Source organism: Chitinophaga sp. RAB17, from assembly GCF_052114225.1.
Taxonomy (GTDB): Bacteria; Bacteroidota; Bacteroidia; order Chitinophagales; family Chitinophagaceae; genus Chitinophaga.
Window position 1 is genome coordinate 130,556 of sequence record NZ_JBFREI010000006.1, and the last position, 14,812, is coordinate 145,367.

12 protein-coding genes are annotated in these 14,812 nt (G+C 44.9%); 7 read left to right on the top strand and 5 right to left on the bottom strand.

Annotated features, from left to right (window positions below; all coding sequences use genetic code 11):
- Nucleotides 1–19 precede the first annotated feature (19 nt).
- Nucleotides 20–1,192, top strand: coding sequence for a redoxin domain-containing protein (locus AB4Z08_RS20195; RefSeq protein WP_441575585.1), 1,173 nt, complete (start codon nt 20–22; stop codon nt 1,190–1,192).
- A 375-nt stretch (nt 1,193–1,567) separates the two neighbouring features.
- Nucleotides 1,568–2,059, top strand: coding sequence for a low affinity iron permease family protein (locus tag AB4Z08_RS20200; RefSeq protein WP_441575586.1), 492 nt, complete (start codon nt 1,568–1,570; stop codon nt 2,057–2,059).
- Between the two features lie 92 nt (nt 2,060–2,151).
- On the opposite strand, the gene ligD is transcribed toward AB4Z08_RS20200, so the two are convergent.
- The 3 genes from ligD to AB4Z08_RS20215 form a co-directional block, all read right to left on the bottom strand.
- Entirely contained in the window at nt 2,152–4,764 is a 2,613-nt protein-coding gene (gene ligD, locus AB4Z08_RS20205; RefSeq protein ID WP_441575587.1) for a DNA ligase D, read from the bottom strand.
- Nucleotides 4,765–5,009: 245 nt separating this feature from the next.
- The gene (locus tag AB4Z08_RS20210) at nt 5,010–5,564 is read right to left on the bottom strand and encodes a PepSY-like domain-containing protein (RefSeq protein ID WP_441575588.1); all 555 of its coding nucleotides are present in this window, start codon (nt 5,562–5,564) and stop codon (nt 5,010–5,012) included.
- Nucleotides 5,565–5,597: 33 nt separating this feature from the next.
- Complete coding sequence (locus AB4Z08_RS20215) at nt 5,598–6,563, bottom strand: SphA family protein (protein ID WP_441575589.1); 966 nt, start codon at nt 6,561–6,563, stop codon at nt 5,598–5,600.
- A gap of 274 nt (nt 6,564–6,837) precedes the next feature.
- Between AB4Z08_RS20215 and AB4Z08_RS20220 the strand changes: the two genes are divergently transcribed.
- The gene (locus AB4Z08_RS20220) at nt 6,838–7,326 is read left to right on the top strand and encodes a hypothetical protein (RefSeq protein WP_441575590.1); all 489 of its coding nucleotides are present in this window, start codon (nt 6,838–6,840) and stop codon (nt 7,324–7,326) included.
- A 669-nt stretch (nt 7,327–7,995) separates the two neighbouring features.
- Here AB4Z08_RS20220 and AB4Z08_RS20225 read toward each other — a convergent pair.
- Both AB4Z08_RS20225 and AB4Z08_RS20230 read right to left on the bottom strand, forming a co-directional pair.
- Entirely contained in the window at nt 7,996–8,610 is a 615-nt protein-coding gene (locus tag AB4Z08_RS20225) for an outer membrane beta-barrel protein (protein ID WP_441575591.1), read from the bottom strand.
- 21 nt (nt 8,611–8,631) lie between these two features.
- Nucleotides 8,632–9,258, bottom strand: a complete 627-nt coding sequence (locus AB4Z08_RS20230; protein WP_441575592.1) for a DUF4136 domain-containing protein — start codon at nt 9,256–9,258, stop codon at nt 8,632–8,634.
- Between the two features lie 921 nt (nt 9,259–10,179).
- Between AB4Z08_RS20230 and AB4Z08_RS20235 the strand changes: the two genes are divergently transcribed.
- The 4 genes from AB4Z08_RS20235 to AB4Z08_RS20250 are packed head-to-tail and all read left to right on the top strand — an operon-like array spanning nt 10,180 to nt 14,809.
- Nucleotides 10,180–12,306 carry a hypothetical protein gene (locus AB4Z08_RS20235; RefSeq protein ID WP_441575593.1) on the top strand — a complete coding sequence of 709 codons (2,127 nt, stop codon included), beginning with the start codon at nt 10,180–10,182 and terminating at the stop codon, nt 12,304–12,306.
- A gap of 11 nt (nt 12,307–12,317) precedes the next feature.
- The gene (locus AB4Z08_RS20240; protein WP_441575594.1) at nt 12,318–12,854 is read left to right on the top strand and encodes a hypothetical protein; all 537 of its coding nucleotides are present in this window, start codon (nt 12,318–12,320) and stop codon (nt 12,852–12,854) included.
- Nucleotides 12,855–12,889: 35 nt separating this feature from the next.
- Nucleotides 12,890–14,086, top strand: a complete 1,197-nt coding sequence (locus AB4Z08_RS20245; RefSeq protein ID WP_441575595.1) for a BamA/TamA family outer membrane protein — start codon at nt 12,890–12,892, stop codon at nt 14,084–14,086.
- 18 nt (nt 14,087–14,104) lie between these two features.
- Nucleotides 14,105–14,809 (top strand): outer membrane beta-barrel protein, encoded by a 705-nt coding sequence (locus AB4Z08_RS20250; protein ID WP_441575596.1) that lies wholly within the window; start codon nt 14,105–14,107, stop codon nt 14,807–14,809.
- Nucleotides 14,810–14,812 lie beyond the last annotated feature (3 nt).

Genomic DNA, 14,812 nt, shown 5'->3' on the forward strand with positions numbered 1-14,812 from the left:
AAAACCAATCATTATTATCATGAAGAAGAAAATCGCTATGCTGGCATTATTGTCAGCCGCGTTACTTAGTCATCCGGGAGCTTTTGCACAAAGCAAAACGTTTTCCATCAAAGGCCAGGTGCCGGAAATGCTCAACGGACGCACGATTTACCTGATCAAAGCAACAGGAAAAAAGAAAATCCCAACGGCCGTGGATTCTGCCCTGATAGCACATGGTGCATTTGACATCGTTGGAGAAGCGGATCAGCCTTTTGCCGCTACTTTATCAGCACCTGTCCGTAACCCGGGTATACCCGCCATAGCAGGATTCCGGGAGGTGTTTATCAATGCGGGAGACCATATTTCCTTTATACAGCCACAGGTAATTAACCCAAAAAATACCCTGGAAGGTGCGCAGGTAAATCATTCTGAGTACACGCGCCAATGGGACGAGTTAACAGCCTACCTGTTGCCTGCTGATGCCCCGATGGATTCCATGAGAAAAATCTCTTACGAAAAAAGATTGGCCAAAAATACAGATACCAGCGGCTACTATGCTATGGCTGTTAAATTCAATGAGCTGATGGCACAGAAGGTACAGTTACAGGAATCTTTCATAGCGCTGCATCCCAGTTACTATATCAGCCTGTACCTGTTTCGCGATATGCTGGGCGCACGGATAGATGATACACAAAAGGCAAAAGCTACTTTCGCCAAACTCGCACCCTCGCTCCGCAAATTACCTTTAGGGGAAGAAATAGTGCAGCTGATTGCTAATTCTGCGCACCTGGAGGTGAATAAAATGGCGCCGGACTTTGCCGCACAAACACCGGAAGGTAAAATATTGAAGCTCTCTGATCTCCGTGGCAAATATGTGCTGCTGGATTTCTGGGCCAGCTGGTGTGGTCCCTGCAGGGCAGAGAATCCTAACGTGGTAAAAGCCTATCAGCAATACAAAGACAAAAACTTTGATGTACTCGGCGTATCACTGGATAAAGAAGGCGACAAACAAAAATGGATCGATGCCATTGCAAAGGATGGTCTTACCTGGCACCATGTCAGCGATCTGAAGTTCTGGAACAGCGGTATCGCCAAACAATACATGATTGCATCGATTCCACAGAATTTTCTGCTGGATCCAAATGGAAAAATCATTGCCGTGAATTTGAGGGGAGCCGCGCTGGAAGAAATGTTGAAAAAGATATTGCAGTAATAGTAAAACTAAACGGAAAAGGGGGCAAAGGCAGGGAGCTTTTGCCCTGTTTTTGTTTCAGAAGGAGGCTGTATTGTTTCGTAAATGGGTATTTATTGGTGCGTAGCCCTGGCTAAACTGCCCGTTTGTGGTTATGTAGCCGGCACCGTCAGGTACAGACGATCCTATGCGGTGTTTTAGTTGATTTACATAGCCAGCGCTTGAGGAATTTTCCGATCAGTTCTGCCAGGTTACGCGCTATATGTGGCAACCACTGCCCACCCTTTTATAACCGTTTTGTGGAAAGCAGGTGCCAAATCGTAGCTCGCACAGCCCTTTAATCCCCTGTTTTACACTGGTGCAAAACTTGTACTGCTACACAAAAACTAAGTAGCTATGAAAGAGCTGACCAACAACCCCTCAAAAAAGAACTTCTTTGAAAAAATGTCTACTAAGGTAATTGCCGCCACCGGTAGCCCCTGGGCCTTTTTTGTAGCACTCACGGTGATTGTGGTTTGGGCGGTCAGTGGGCCGCTGTTTCACTACTCAGATACCTGGCAGCTGGTTATTAATACAAGTACTACCATTATTACTTTCCTGATGGTATTCATTATCCAGAAATCACAAAACAAAGATTCCAAATCGGTGCAGCTGAAACTCAATGAGCTGATTGCCGCCAATAAATCGGCCAGCAACCGATTGATTGACGTAGAGAATTTATCAGAAGAAGAACTGGATATCTTACACAAATACTATTGCGTAATGGTAGAAGAAACAAGGAAGAGAGTGAGCATGACGGAGTCACATTCGGTGGAAGAAGCGATTGGGGATGCACAAAGCAAACATGAGGAAGACCTGCTGACCCGGAAAAGGGCAAAGAAAGCGTAATTAAGACCTTCCCTGGACACGGATTATAAATTGCGGAATATGTGCTGCCGTCAATATATCCGCTATGGTCCTGCTCAGTCTCAACGCTTGTTTCACAGCAGATTTTTCAATTTGCTGAGTACCGTCTTCATGTTGATTCCTTTCCCCAGTAATCCTTTCAGGAGATCACCTTCCCGGGCAAGCCGCTGTGGCAGGTTGTAAATATTGAAATCAGCTACTTTCAATCCTTTTTTTACTTCTTCCCAGCGCAACGGAGCAGAGGCAGTGGCGCCTGGTCTGGGCCTGAGGGAATAAGCGGATGCCATTGTTTGTATCTGTCGGTTTTGCAGGAAGTCCAGGTAGATTTTTCCTTTTCTTTTTGCGGGTGTTCTCAGTACACTGGTGGTGTTGGGCAAACGCCGGTTGGCAATTCCCACAATTAATTCCGCGAGCATACGGGATTGCTCGAAGGTATATTTTGCACCCAGGGGAATAAGTATATGCATGCCCGTAGCTCCGGATGTTTTTACGTAAGCGTTGGCGCCGATATCGTCCAGGATACTTTTTATTTCCAATGCCGTTTCAATTACCTGGTCAAAGGTGTTGGTATCCGGGTCCAGGTCTATAAGACAGTAGTCCGGGTAGTCGGGTTTATTGATCCTGCTGTGCCAGGGATTCAGTTCGATGCAGCCTAAGTTGGCCATGTAGAGCAGACTGGCCTTGTCCGTGCAAACCATAAATTCTTTCGTCTCCCCATCAGTATCGCTGGTATACGGGAATCGTTTTATCCAGCTGGCTACTTTGTCCTCTACATTTTTCTGGTAGAAGCTAAATCCTGTAATCCCTTCAGGGAAGCGGTTCAGCGACTGAGGCCGGTCTTTCAGATAGGGGAGTATATAATCGGCAATATCTGCATAATAGTTAATCATGTCCCGTTTGGTGATCCCTTCTTTCGGCCAGTACAGTTTATCGAGGTTCGTAAATTTCAATAGTTTTCCATCTGATTTTATCTCGGCCTGGTTTTCATTTTCCGGTAAGAAAGCAGTTCGCTTTGCTACTTTTTTGGTGGGTGGTGATGTTATCTTTACCTGTTTTTCATCGGCAGCTTTTTTATCTTCCCGCAGCCCGATAAATATGGGTTGCCGCAAAATGCCATCCTGCGTGCTTTCTGTGAACTTTACTTCACATACCAGCTCCGGTTTCAGCCAGGTGGCGGGCATATTTGTGGCCGGCTTTGGTTTAAACGGACAAACACTTGTAATCAGTGGCTGAAATTTTATAAAGAGTGATTTGAGTTGCTCTTCACTGAATCCGCCGCCGGTATGGCCAATGTATTTCAGTACACCATTTTCATATTTTCCCAGGATGACGGCGCCAAAATGTTTACGGTTATTTCTGCCGGCGGTATAGCCACAAATGATGGCTTCCATGTGTTGATTGTTTTTGATTTTCAACCAGCTTTCCGACCGGCGGTTCATTACATAACTGCTTTCGGCGGCTTTGGCCATGATGCCCTCCAGTCCTTTGTTGACGGCCGCCTGGTAGAAACGAATACCATCTCCGGTAATATGCCGGCTATAGCGTAGCAGGTCATTATCCTGTGGGATCAGTTGTTGCAATAGTTGTTTGCGTTCCAGCAACGGCAGGTGTCTGTAGTCTTTGCCGTTATACCAGAGCAGATCAAACATATAATAAACAAGGTGGGCACTTTTGCCATGTTTGAAATAATTCTGCAGGGCCTGGAAATCGGGATTTCCCTTTTCATCTATCGCTACAATTTCGCCATCTGTTACTGCTTTGATGTTCCAGTCTTTCAGTGCGTTCGTGATGACGGCAAACTTTTCATTGAAGGAGAGCTGGTTCCTGGAATGCAGTTCCACTTTCCCATTCCGGAGGTAGGCAATAGCGCGGTAGCCGTCCCATTTAATTTCGTATAGCCAGTCCTCTTTGTCGAAGGGGGCTGGAGTAACCGCGGCCAGCATGGGTTTAACGCCTGCCGGCATGGGTGCTTTTTTTCCTTTTTTTATGATCAGGGAGATGTCATCCGCTACAGGGCTGACTTTTTCCGGAGTCGTTTTAGCGGTCGTTCTTTTTTTAGTGGTGGCTTTGGTAATGGGTTGTTCCTTATTGCTTTTCCATTCTTTATGTGGATTTTTCGCTACCTGTTCCAGTGTTTTGCCGGAGCGTACTGATTTGTTTTTAAGCGTGATATCGTTTGTGGTGGCGTAGCGGTCTTTCAGTTTCATGAGCAGCCAGGCATTGTCGCCTCTGCCGGGGGCTTTCACGAGGGCGAAGCTGCCCTTCAGCTTTTTGCCCTGCAGGGTGAACTTCAGTTTGCCGCTGTGCAGTTGATGAAGGAGATTGTTGGTTTGCTGCTGCTTACTTCCTTTGGCTGCCTCTTCCGGGGTATAAGAGCCCGCATCCCATACAATAACGGTTCCTGCCCCGTAGTTGCCTGGGGGAATGCTGCCTTCAAAATCTTTGTAGTCGTAGGGATGATCCTCTACCATCATAGCCAGGCGTTTGATTTCCGGATCCATGGAGGGGCCTTTGGGTACTGCCCAGCTTTTCAGTACACCTTTCATTTCAAGGCGGAAATCATAGTGAAGGTGGGAAGCATGGTGCTGCTGCACAACAAAATGTAGCACCTTGTCCGCAGCTTTACCACCGGCAGGTTCCGGCGTTTGGGTAAAAGTTCTTTTCTGTTTATACTTTTCTAAACTCATGACTGGGTTCGTTTAGCCGATCATTCTTATATAACCTTTAGGGGCATAAATGGTTCAGGCGTTATGGCCGTTTTTGTTGGTAATGCGTCTTCCGGGCCAATGAGTACTACTATCATGAAAAGAAGACAACATCCGCACCAAAAAAGACAGGCCGCAGGAAACCTGTTGATGTTGGCAAAAAAGTGCCACACACAGAAAAGCCCTGACCATCATACACAGCCAGGGCTTTTCATATAAAACACACCTTATTCTTTTTCCTTGATAAAATTGCCGCTGTTATCAAAGAAAAGTCTTTTTTTATCGCTGCCTTTGTGAATGGCCACTTCGTAGCGTTGCTCTGTTTTATCAGGACGGATGGTTCTTTTTATTTTGTCGGAGTCTATCAGGTAGCCTTTGTAGGTTTGTACAATATAGGTGGAAATGTTGCGGGGTAAGCGTGAATTGACGAGTAGTTCTTTCGCTTCCACGAGTTGCCCGTCCTGGTTATAGGTAGCTTCCATATTGCCGCCCTTTTTACCGGTGATGTTTAATACATACAGATTGTAGTCATCGCTGTTAAGTGCAGCTACATTGTCTTCAGATACATTCCAGTTTGCCTTGTACGTTTTCAATGGCATTTTCAATACCTGTTTTAATGTCATGTGAGGGAAGTTTTTCCTCAGGGAGTCCTGCACCGATTTAGGCATGGACTTGCTGTTGATTTTCTGGGCGTCTACCAATACTTCCTGGTCCTGCGCCTGTGTGCTGAGGGAGCAGAATAAGAATGCCAGCAGAACAAATGATAAGTTAAGTGCTTTCATGATGTATGTTTTATGTGAAAAATGGGGATGGTGTTATTTTTTTCCGAATGATTTCAGGGAGTAGGCTACGGTCAGCATAAAGGTGTTACCCTGTATCCGGTTTTCCGCGCCCATTTCTGCCAGCCATTTGAGGTCAAACATAGTTCTGATGCCGGGCGCGAAATAGCTGCCTTCTGCGCCAACGCCAAAAATCCTGTCTTTGGAAGGATCCAGCAGGTATCCGCTGCCAACGGGGATTTTATCAGTAGCTGTTTTAAACTGCATATAGTAAACTACGCCTGCATTAATGATTTTGGGGATGGGGCCAGCCGCCGCTTTTTTATACCAGGTTTTACCAAGCCCCCCTTCTATAGTGAGGTTGTCGCCGGTTTTGATATCGGTGTTTTTCTTTTCGGAGTTGAGTGCGTAAGATAGCAGTGCGGCGAAGTGGATGGTTTTGGATTTGTCGAAGAATACCGTGCTGCCGCCAGAGAATTCGTTTGCCAGTTGCCCCAGCCCACTGTTGTCATCTGCTCCTTTTTCATATTTCCCACTGGGGAAGTAGAGTGCATATCCAAACAGGAAGTCGGCGTGTTTGGTATGCCAGCCTAACTGCAGTGGTTGGAAGTAGATGTCTGAAAAGGCAAAAGGAGATTTGGTAGTGGTGACGGTAGATTCCAGCCGGTTGCTGCCAAAAGGGAATAACACGGATCCGCCGTAGTTGGCGCCCAGTATTTTTAAATTAGTGACCCAACTGCCGCCAATGCCTGTTACAAACATATTGAGTCCCAGGTTGTCTGTTACCACATCGCCTTTACTGTTCTTGAGTTTAGAGGCATTGTAAAGGTAAACGGGGACAACGAGTGCAAAGCCAGGTGGTGTTTGTGTGCCGGATTGTAATCCGGCGTCGCCGAGCAGATGATCTCCTTTTAGCTGCGATGCAGCAGGGTTGGTTAAACATAAATACCCGATTGTAAATAATGTAATGTAGCGGAGGAAACGCATACTCTCTGTATTCATCTTGCAAAAATTTAATGATGCAATAAAACAGATGAGAGAGATTTGTATATGCCAGGAGAAGTAATTCTGGTTGTAAATTAAACAGATATTTTTAAAGCACCATGAAATTTTTCAGAAAAAAAAATAATAAAAATTATGTAACTTTTTATGACATCGTGATGTTATAGGATGACAGGCTTACAACATTTCCTTCCTGAGCATACCCCTTTAGCGAATCATCTTCACTGTGGCAAATTACCTGCTTTCCTCAGCGGGCGAATATAAACAAGCACATATGAAGAAAACAGTATTAGTTTTAATGTTCTGCTGGTATGGCCATGCCTTTGGACAAGCTGCCAATGAAGACCTGGCGGTTATTCAATCGGTGTTTGGTAAAGAAAAGAAAGCAGTAGTAGAACAGTTTATGCAGCTGGATAATAACCAGGCGAATGCATTCTGGCAATTATATGGTGCCTATGAATCCAATAGGAGAGAGCTTTCCAGGGAGCGGCTGGTGATTTTGCATGATTATGCAAAAGCATATAATCAACTGGACGACAATGCTGCATTGTCGTTGGCCAACCGCACCATCAACAATGATATGGCTTATGATAAATTTCATAAACGCTATTTAAAGAAATTCACTAAAGTTATAGGCGGGAAGAATGCCGTAAAATTCTTTCAGCTGGAAGCTTATTTCCAGAACGCTATCCGGTCTTTCATTTTGGATGAAATACCATTTATAGATGAATTGGACAAAAGCCGGAAAACTTCCCGCAGTTAAAAAATACAGCCATCACGAAGTGACCTAAGCATTTCATAGCAACGGATGGCCGGTCAGCAACCAGGTACGGTTGCCCATCGCCTGAGAATATTGTAAAAGCACAGGCAGAGCCGGTCCGGAAGATCACGGATGGTAGTGGGGTTGTATTTAATCGTGCAGGCTCCGGGCCGACACTCTGTCTTTTTTTGAATGGAATACTATTTACAAATAACAATACTTCTGAACGGAATATAAAATGATTATCTCATCACGATATAAGTTATTTGCAACCCGCCATCGTGATTCATTCCTGTGCGATTTCTCAATAGTACACTAGCGTGGAATCTACAGGCGATGAAGATTGCGGGGTGTTCTCACCCTGCATGTTTTTTTTGAAATTCCGGGAGAAAAGTTACTTACAGTTTAATGGTTGATAAATAGGAAAACGGCAGGGAGATCTCTCTTTGCCGATTAGCTTTTAGCTTTTAGCAGTTAGCTGTTAGATTTTAGCGGTTAGCTTTTAGCTTTTAGCGGTTAGCTGTTAGATTTTAGCGGTTGGTAGTTAGGCTTTAGCGGTTAGTGATTGGCAGTTATGTGGACATAAAAAAAGGCTGCGTCTTAGACAAGACACAGCCGTTCCTAAGCATAAACAAATTAGCAATCATCAAGTCTTAAGTATCATAAATGTTTTTAGTTGTTCAGGAATAATCCAATATTGAAATTGAAGCTCTTAAGATTATCAATCTGGAAAAGATCATTTTTATTGGTAGCATACTGGTAGCTTGCACCGAGTATGATGCCCCAGTTGCCACCATTGGGACGTATTAAAGCCCCTATTTCCGGACGTACTACAAAGCCCCAGTCGTAAGTATCATTTTCAAACACGTTATAGTAAATCGTTTGCTGGGCGTATTGTGTACCAATACCTACTCCAGCATATGGCATTACTTTTTTGCCGTAGTTAAAATAATAGTGAGCGATGGCGGTAACGGGTACTGTATAAATAACCCTATCCATATCCGTTGTAATCGCTGAATTATTGTCCTTGTAATAGACTGTCTGCGTAGGAATATATTGTTCATATGAATTCCAGCTTGTGGCTATGCCAAAGGACACGGGTACCTTTTTGAGAAAGTAACGATATTCTGCTTTACCACCCGAGAGGCTGGTCTTGTCGAGGAAATCGTTGTTAGTAGGTATTGCTATTTCCCAGGAGAGTCCGAATAAATTATTTATTTTCCCTTGAGAAAAACTTTGGAGGCATCCCAGCGTAAGCACTATACCCAGTATAATAAACTTTTTCATAATTTACTTTTTTATAGTGAACTATTGGGCTTTCAAATAAGGTGATTGAATGAATGCCTGATCAATGCCATCCAGCGCACGTTGGAGGTTAGTAGAGGCGGAGCTGCCCAATGCACCATTCAGGTTCATGGTCCAGGTCACATCCAGTTTCTGATTCGCCTGCGCATGTTTTACATCAATGATTTCAGCAATAACACTACCCGTGGTAATAGAATAGGTAGTAGCCCATGGATAGTAGTAAGGATAGTACCATCCCCAGTCCCATGGATCCCAATAGCCCGGATATCCCCACCAGTAGCCGGGATATACCACACCCACTGTTACATCTTTTACTGCAATGGTATTAATGCCGAGGTCTGGTTTGGCACCTCTGCTTACATAAGTATATCCTCTTGCTTCCATGTTCTTCCTGATCTGTGCTACCAGCTGTTTGGCGGTGTTGTCTGTCAGGATACTATCTTTCGGATTCGTGCTGATGTAAGCTACCGTGTCCGAAATATAAAAGGTCTTGAAAGAATTAAACTGCGTATTCGGATCCCGGTCGGTTTGTACAACAAAGTTGCCCGATAGGGAAGACAAATCCGGTTCTTTCCGGCAAGCCGCCAGTAGTATTAGCCCCAGTAACAGGACATAATTAAATCTTTTCATCGCGGTGTTTTTAATAGATCAATGCAAATCAGTCCGATCGGACCTTTACGGGAATCGATACAGCTCATCTTGTTTATACAATGTATAAGCAGGAACAACTGTTAATTACGGGCCTTGATGGATGGAAGAAGTAAACGTGTTTGCATTCATAGTTATGATTTATGCGTGATTGAATACATCATTCATTTTTTTTATCCGGCCAAATGGAGATGCGTAATACGTACCTCTTTTCAGAAGATAAAAAATCCGTGTTCTACAGACAGCCATAATAAACGGCTGGATCTACAGTAACGATGATTGATGATGATGCTACATAACTATGCTTAGGATCGGGAATTTTAGTCTTTATATTCGGTCATTCTAAGTTCCTTAGCGTCATTAGTGTGTGTCTTCTTTACTGGTTAATTTAATCGGTATCAGCACTCGGTGACAGTGTCGCAATAATTAACACCCTTAGTTGTAAAAATGTTTAGATAAATTTTTTCCTGTTTTTAGGTGAATATCCATCAAACATTATGAGATTAATAATTGTTTAAATGATGTTTAATTATTTTATTTTTTGGCAGATATAAAAGAAGCTGTTAAATTGCAGTTGTCACCCTGAATATTTCCTCCTAAGCATTCCGCATAACAGCAATTTATCTACTACATTAACAGCAAATAATTTAAGTATTTAGTCCGGATGCAGTTTTTTGTTTTTGTGAAAAGTGAATACAGTACTGCATTACATAAGATACTTCTTTTTCGTAACGTGGAATTTAAATGGCTAAAATGCGGCGCGTTCCCGCGCTGCAGATTTTTTTCTCATCACTTCCAGGTATAACAATTACATCATCATCATTTCTTTTTCATGAAAGTTGCTACGTCAATTTTTAAGGAGAAAGGCTTTTTTCTTTAAACCCAAACAATAAGAATAAGCATATGATGTTCTACCGATTTTTTCTCCTGGTGTGCTGTGTACTCCTCTCTCAGGCTGCTGTGGCGCAGCAATGGCCTTATCATATTTCTGTTCCGCAGGGCACCGTGGTGGTGTATCAACCCCAGCCTCAGTCTTTCACTAATAATCATCTGGCTGCTATAGCAGCGGTGTCTTTTGAAAAGAAGGGAGTGGACCCGGTATTTGGTGCGGTATGGATAGATGCTAACGTGATCACTGACAGGGAAACCAGGCTGGTGACGCTGGAGGAGCTGAAAGTAGCGGATCTGAAGTTTCCTGGTAATGCAGATTCTTCCAAATTATTACAGCTCAGAAATATATTGGATCGGGAGCTGCCGAAGCATCATCTTCACCTCACACTAGATGACTTGCTGAGTGCGTTGGCAGAGAATAACCCAGGCGGAGCCAGTGCTGCAGGCCTGAAAAATGATCCGCCGGAAATCATTTTTAAAGAACAGATTGCTTTGCTGGTTACCATTGATGGTACACCGAAATTGCAGGCCGACAAAACCCTTGGCATGCCAAGGGTGGTGAATTCTCCCTTTGTAATTGTGCAAGAGAAAAGCAATCACCCGTATTATTTATATGCCGGTGGCAGATGGTTCAGCACGGCATCGTTGACGGGTAACTGGAGCTTTGACAGGAAGCCGCCGTCCGCCATAAAAAAAGTGGGCGAGCAGATCTCCGCCAATAATAAAGAGACACCTATTTCCCTCGATTCACTTCCGCTGATAGTAGTGAGCACCGTGCCTGCTGAGCTGATTCAAAGTGCTGGAAAGCCCGTCTTTGCTGCCGTTGCCGGCACAGGACTATTGTACATGAGCAATTCTTCCGATAATATTTTTATGGACATAGCCTCGCAGGAATACTACGTATTGCTCTCCGGCAGATGGTACCTGTCTCGCAGTTTGCAGGGACCATGGGATTATGTGGAACCCAATAATCTGCCCAAAGATTTTGCGAAAATTCCCGAAGGCACTACAAAAGATGCCGTGCTCGCCAGTGTGCCCGGCACGCCGGCAGCCAAGGAGGCAGTGATGGATGCGCAGGTGCCGCAAACCGCAAAAGTAGACCGAAAGAAGGCGACAACTTCTGTTACGTATGATGGTGCGCCTAAGTTTGCAGCGGTGTCAAATACGGGGCTGGAATATGCAGTGAATACTGCCTCTACCGTTTTGAAGGAAGGCAATGTTTATTATGTGGTGGACAAAGGTGTCTGGTTTACCGGCAGCAGTCCTAAAGGTCCATGGATAGTAGCCACCTCCCGGCCCGCAGATGTAGATAAGATTCCTGCCAGTTCCCCGGCCTATAATATTAAATACGTGTACATCTATGATGTAACGCCGGAGGTGGTGTACATGGGCTACACGCCCGGCTATACCGGTTGTTATGTGCTGGGCCCTACAGTGGTATATGGCACCGGCTATAACTATGTGCCCTGGTATGGTAGTATGTATTATCCCCGCCCCGTTACCTGGGGCTTCGGCATGTCTTATAATCCATGGACCGGCTGGAGCATCGGCTTTGGTGTGAGTGTAGGATTTCTCCATTTTGGAATAGGCTACAACTTTGGCGGTGGCTGGTGGGGACCACCTATTTATCATCCTCCTTTCTTCTATCCTTATCCACACGTATATGGTCCCGTAGTCGTCAATAATATTCATGTCAATAATTTCTACGGTAATCATACCACCAATATTTATAACCACCGCACGGATGTGGTGACGCACGACCGTAACCTGTCGGGCGCCACCCAGGGGCGCATCTCCCGGGCTACGCAGGGCAATTTATCAGGTGCTACACAGGGCCGCATTTCTCAACGTACCCAGGGCAACTTATCAGGTGCAACCCGATTTCAACCGGCACAACGCGCTAATAATAATGTGCAGGCAGATCACAACGGAAATATATTTCAACGAAGTAACAACGGCAATTGGCAGCAAAGGGAAGGTAATCAATGGAGGCCTGCCAGCAACGGCGAGAGCAGGCAAAATATGGAGCAACAATTTCAGCAGCGGGAGCGCGGCTGGCAACACAACGATAATTTCCGGCAGTCCTTTCAACGCCCCCAGGGCAATTTCCGCTCCGGCGGATTTCAACGGAGACATTAAAAACGTAGTATATGAGAGCACTATTTTCTTTGATGATGATGTTGTTGAGCATCACTTCCAGTGTAAAAGCCCAAATCATCACGATAGCAACAGAAACTGCTGTTGATGAGGATCTCGTGATGACCATTTTCGGCAAAACAAAACAGGTACTGTTGTCGGATTACCTGAAAATTTCCCCGGTAGAGGAACCCGCTTTTCAGACGGCACTGGTAGAATATGAAAACGATAAAAGCCCCTGGCTGACGGAGCGTGTTGCTTTGCTAAAAATGTATAACGAGGAATTCTCTTCTCTTGACAATGCAAAACTGAATACCCTGACCAAACAACTCATTAATAATGACCTGGAGTTTGGCCGGCTGCAAATGCGGTACTTCCGTAAAATGAATAAGCTACTGGGAGCTACCCGTGCAGCTAAATTTTTTCAACTGGATAATTATATAGAACAATCCACGCGGGTATACATACAAAAACAGTTGCCTTTTATTAAGGAGCTGGAGTCCGATAAACAGGGATACGTGCAGCACTCAAAGCCGCTCACCATGCGATAACGGGTACGGTACTTCAACAGATTTAAAACAGTGGCATGCATATAAAACTCACCATATTGTCCGGCAATAAATCACTGGTACTGCTATTATTTTGTATAGCTGTGTCACTGTCTGTTGTCGCTCAGGATACACTTCCTAAACCAGTCAAGCGAAAAATCAGTCTGCGTGATTCCCTGGATCATGCTATTGACTTCAGCGATTACATGATAGACGCCAATGGTTTTATCCCTATACCAATTCTGATCACAGAGCCTGCCGTAGGAATCGGCGGTGCTATTGCACCAGTATTGTTAAGGAAACGGCATCAGCCCACTAACTATAAAAAGCATAAAAACCTGGAGGCTATTCCACCGGATGTAACCGGCGGTTTTGGTTTTTATACCGCCAATAAAAGCTGGGGTGGCGGTGCGGGCAGGAGTGGCACTATTATCCCCTGGGGTGTCCGGTATAAAGTATTTGCCGCCTACCTCGACATGAATATCAAGTTCTATAAAACCTTACCGGTAAAAGGAGAAACAGAGTTTGGGGTAAACCTGAAAAGCATCCCGGTATTTTTACGGGTGCAAAAACAGCTGGGCTATTCGAACTGGCATGCAGGTATACAATACTTCTTTGTGAAAACAACCGCCCGCCTGGAAAAGTCCATTCTGCCGGATTCTCTTTTTAAACCAAAGGAAATGGATAATATCAGCAGCGTGGCCGGTGTGCTGGTGGAATACGATAAAAGAGATAATCCCTTTACGCCGTCYAAAGGAACGAAGTTGCATGTGGATGCAAATTTCTCCAATCATATTTTCGGTAGCGACTTCGACTATACCAACCTGGATGTGTATGCATATCATTATATACCTATTGGCAGTAAAAAGAAATGGGTATGTGGTCTCCGGGCAGATATGCAGCAGGTGTTGGGAGATATTCCTTTCTATTTCAAGCCCTCTATTGATTTAAGGGGTATCCCTAAAGGGCGTTATCAGGGAGATGTAAACATATTGGTGGAAACAGAGCAGCGCTGGAATATTGTGCGGCGCTGGAGCGCTGTGTTCTTTACCGGTGTGGGGAAAGCTTTTGATGACTATTCAGATTTCGGTTCGGCCTCCTGGGATTATAGTTATGGTACCGGCGTCCGGTATCTGCTGGCCCGCAAATTTGGTTTATATATGGGTGCGGATGTTGCCCGCGGCCCTGAGCAGTGGGGGTTTTATATACAATTCGGCAGCGCCTGGCTGAAGTAATGGTTTAATATTTTTTATATGCCTTTTTTGATAAGATACGCGCTAACGGGATTACTGTTACTCATGGGATGTCAGGTCGTATATGGGCAGGCATTGATTGCATTGTTGTTTGGAAAGAAGATCACCAATGACCGGTTGAAGCTGGGCATTGTATTGGGAGCTTCTTCCAGCTGGATAGAAGATGCCACGGGACAGCAGCCCCGGTTTGGTTTCGCCATAGGCGCCTATACTACCTATGACATCAATACACACTGGCAGTTTGCGATGGATATTATTATGAAATCGCCCAAAGGCGCCAGAGAACTCCGGTATGAAAACACGTTTATCACACCAGATGATCCGCAGTTAGTGGGCACGGAAATTAACCGTATGGTCACCTATCTCACGGTGGCGCCGTTGATACGCTATAAAATAACACCTTCCTTCGGACTGGCGGTGGGGCCACATTTAGGGGCAAGGGTGCGGGCAAAGGATTCTTATGAGAAAGGAATGGAGCAAGGTACGTTGTCTTACACCTATAACAGTAAGGAACATACGCACCTGGCAGATGCAGGGGCCACCTTTGATGTACAGTATGCAATGATGAAAGGAAAAGGTGTGCGACTGAATGCACAGTTCAACCTGGGGCTGGTGAATTTTTATAAAGATACCAATCTCACCGGGTATAACCGGCAGATACTGGTAACAGTGGGAATACCTATTGGCGGTGGAAAGTCAAAGTAAATT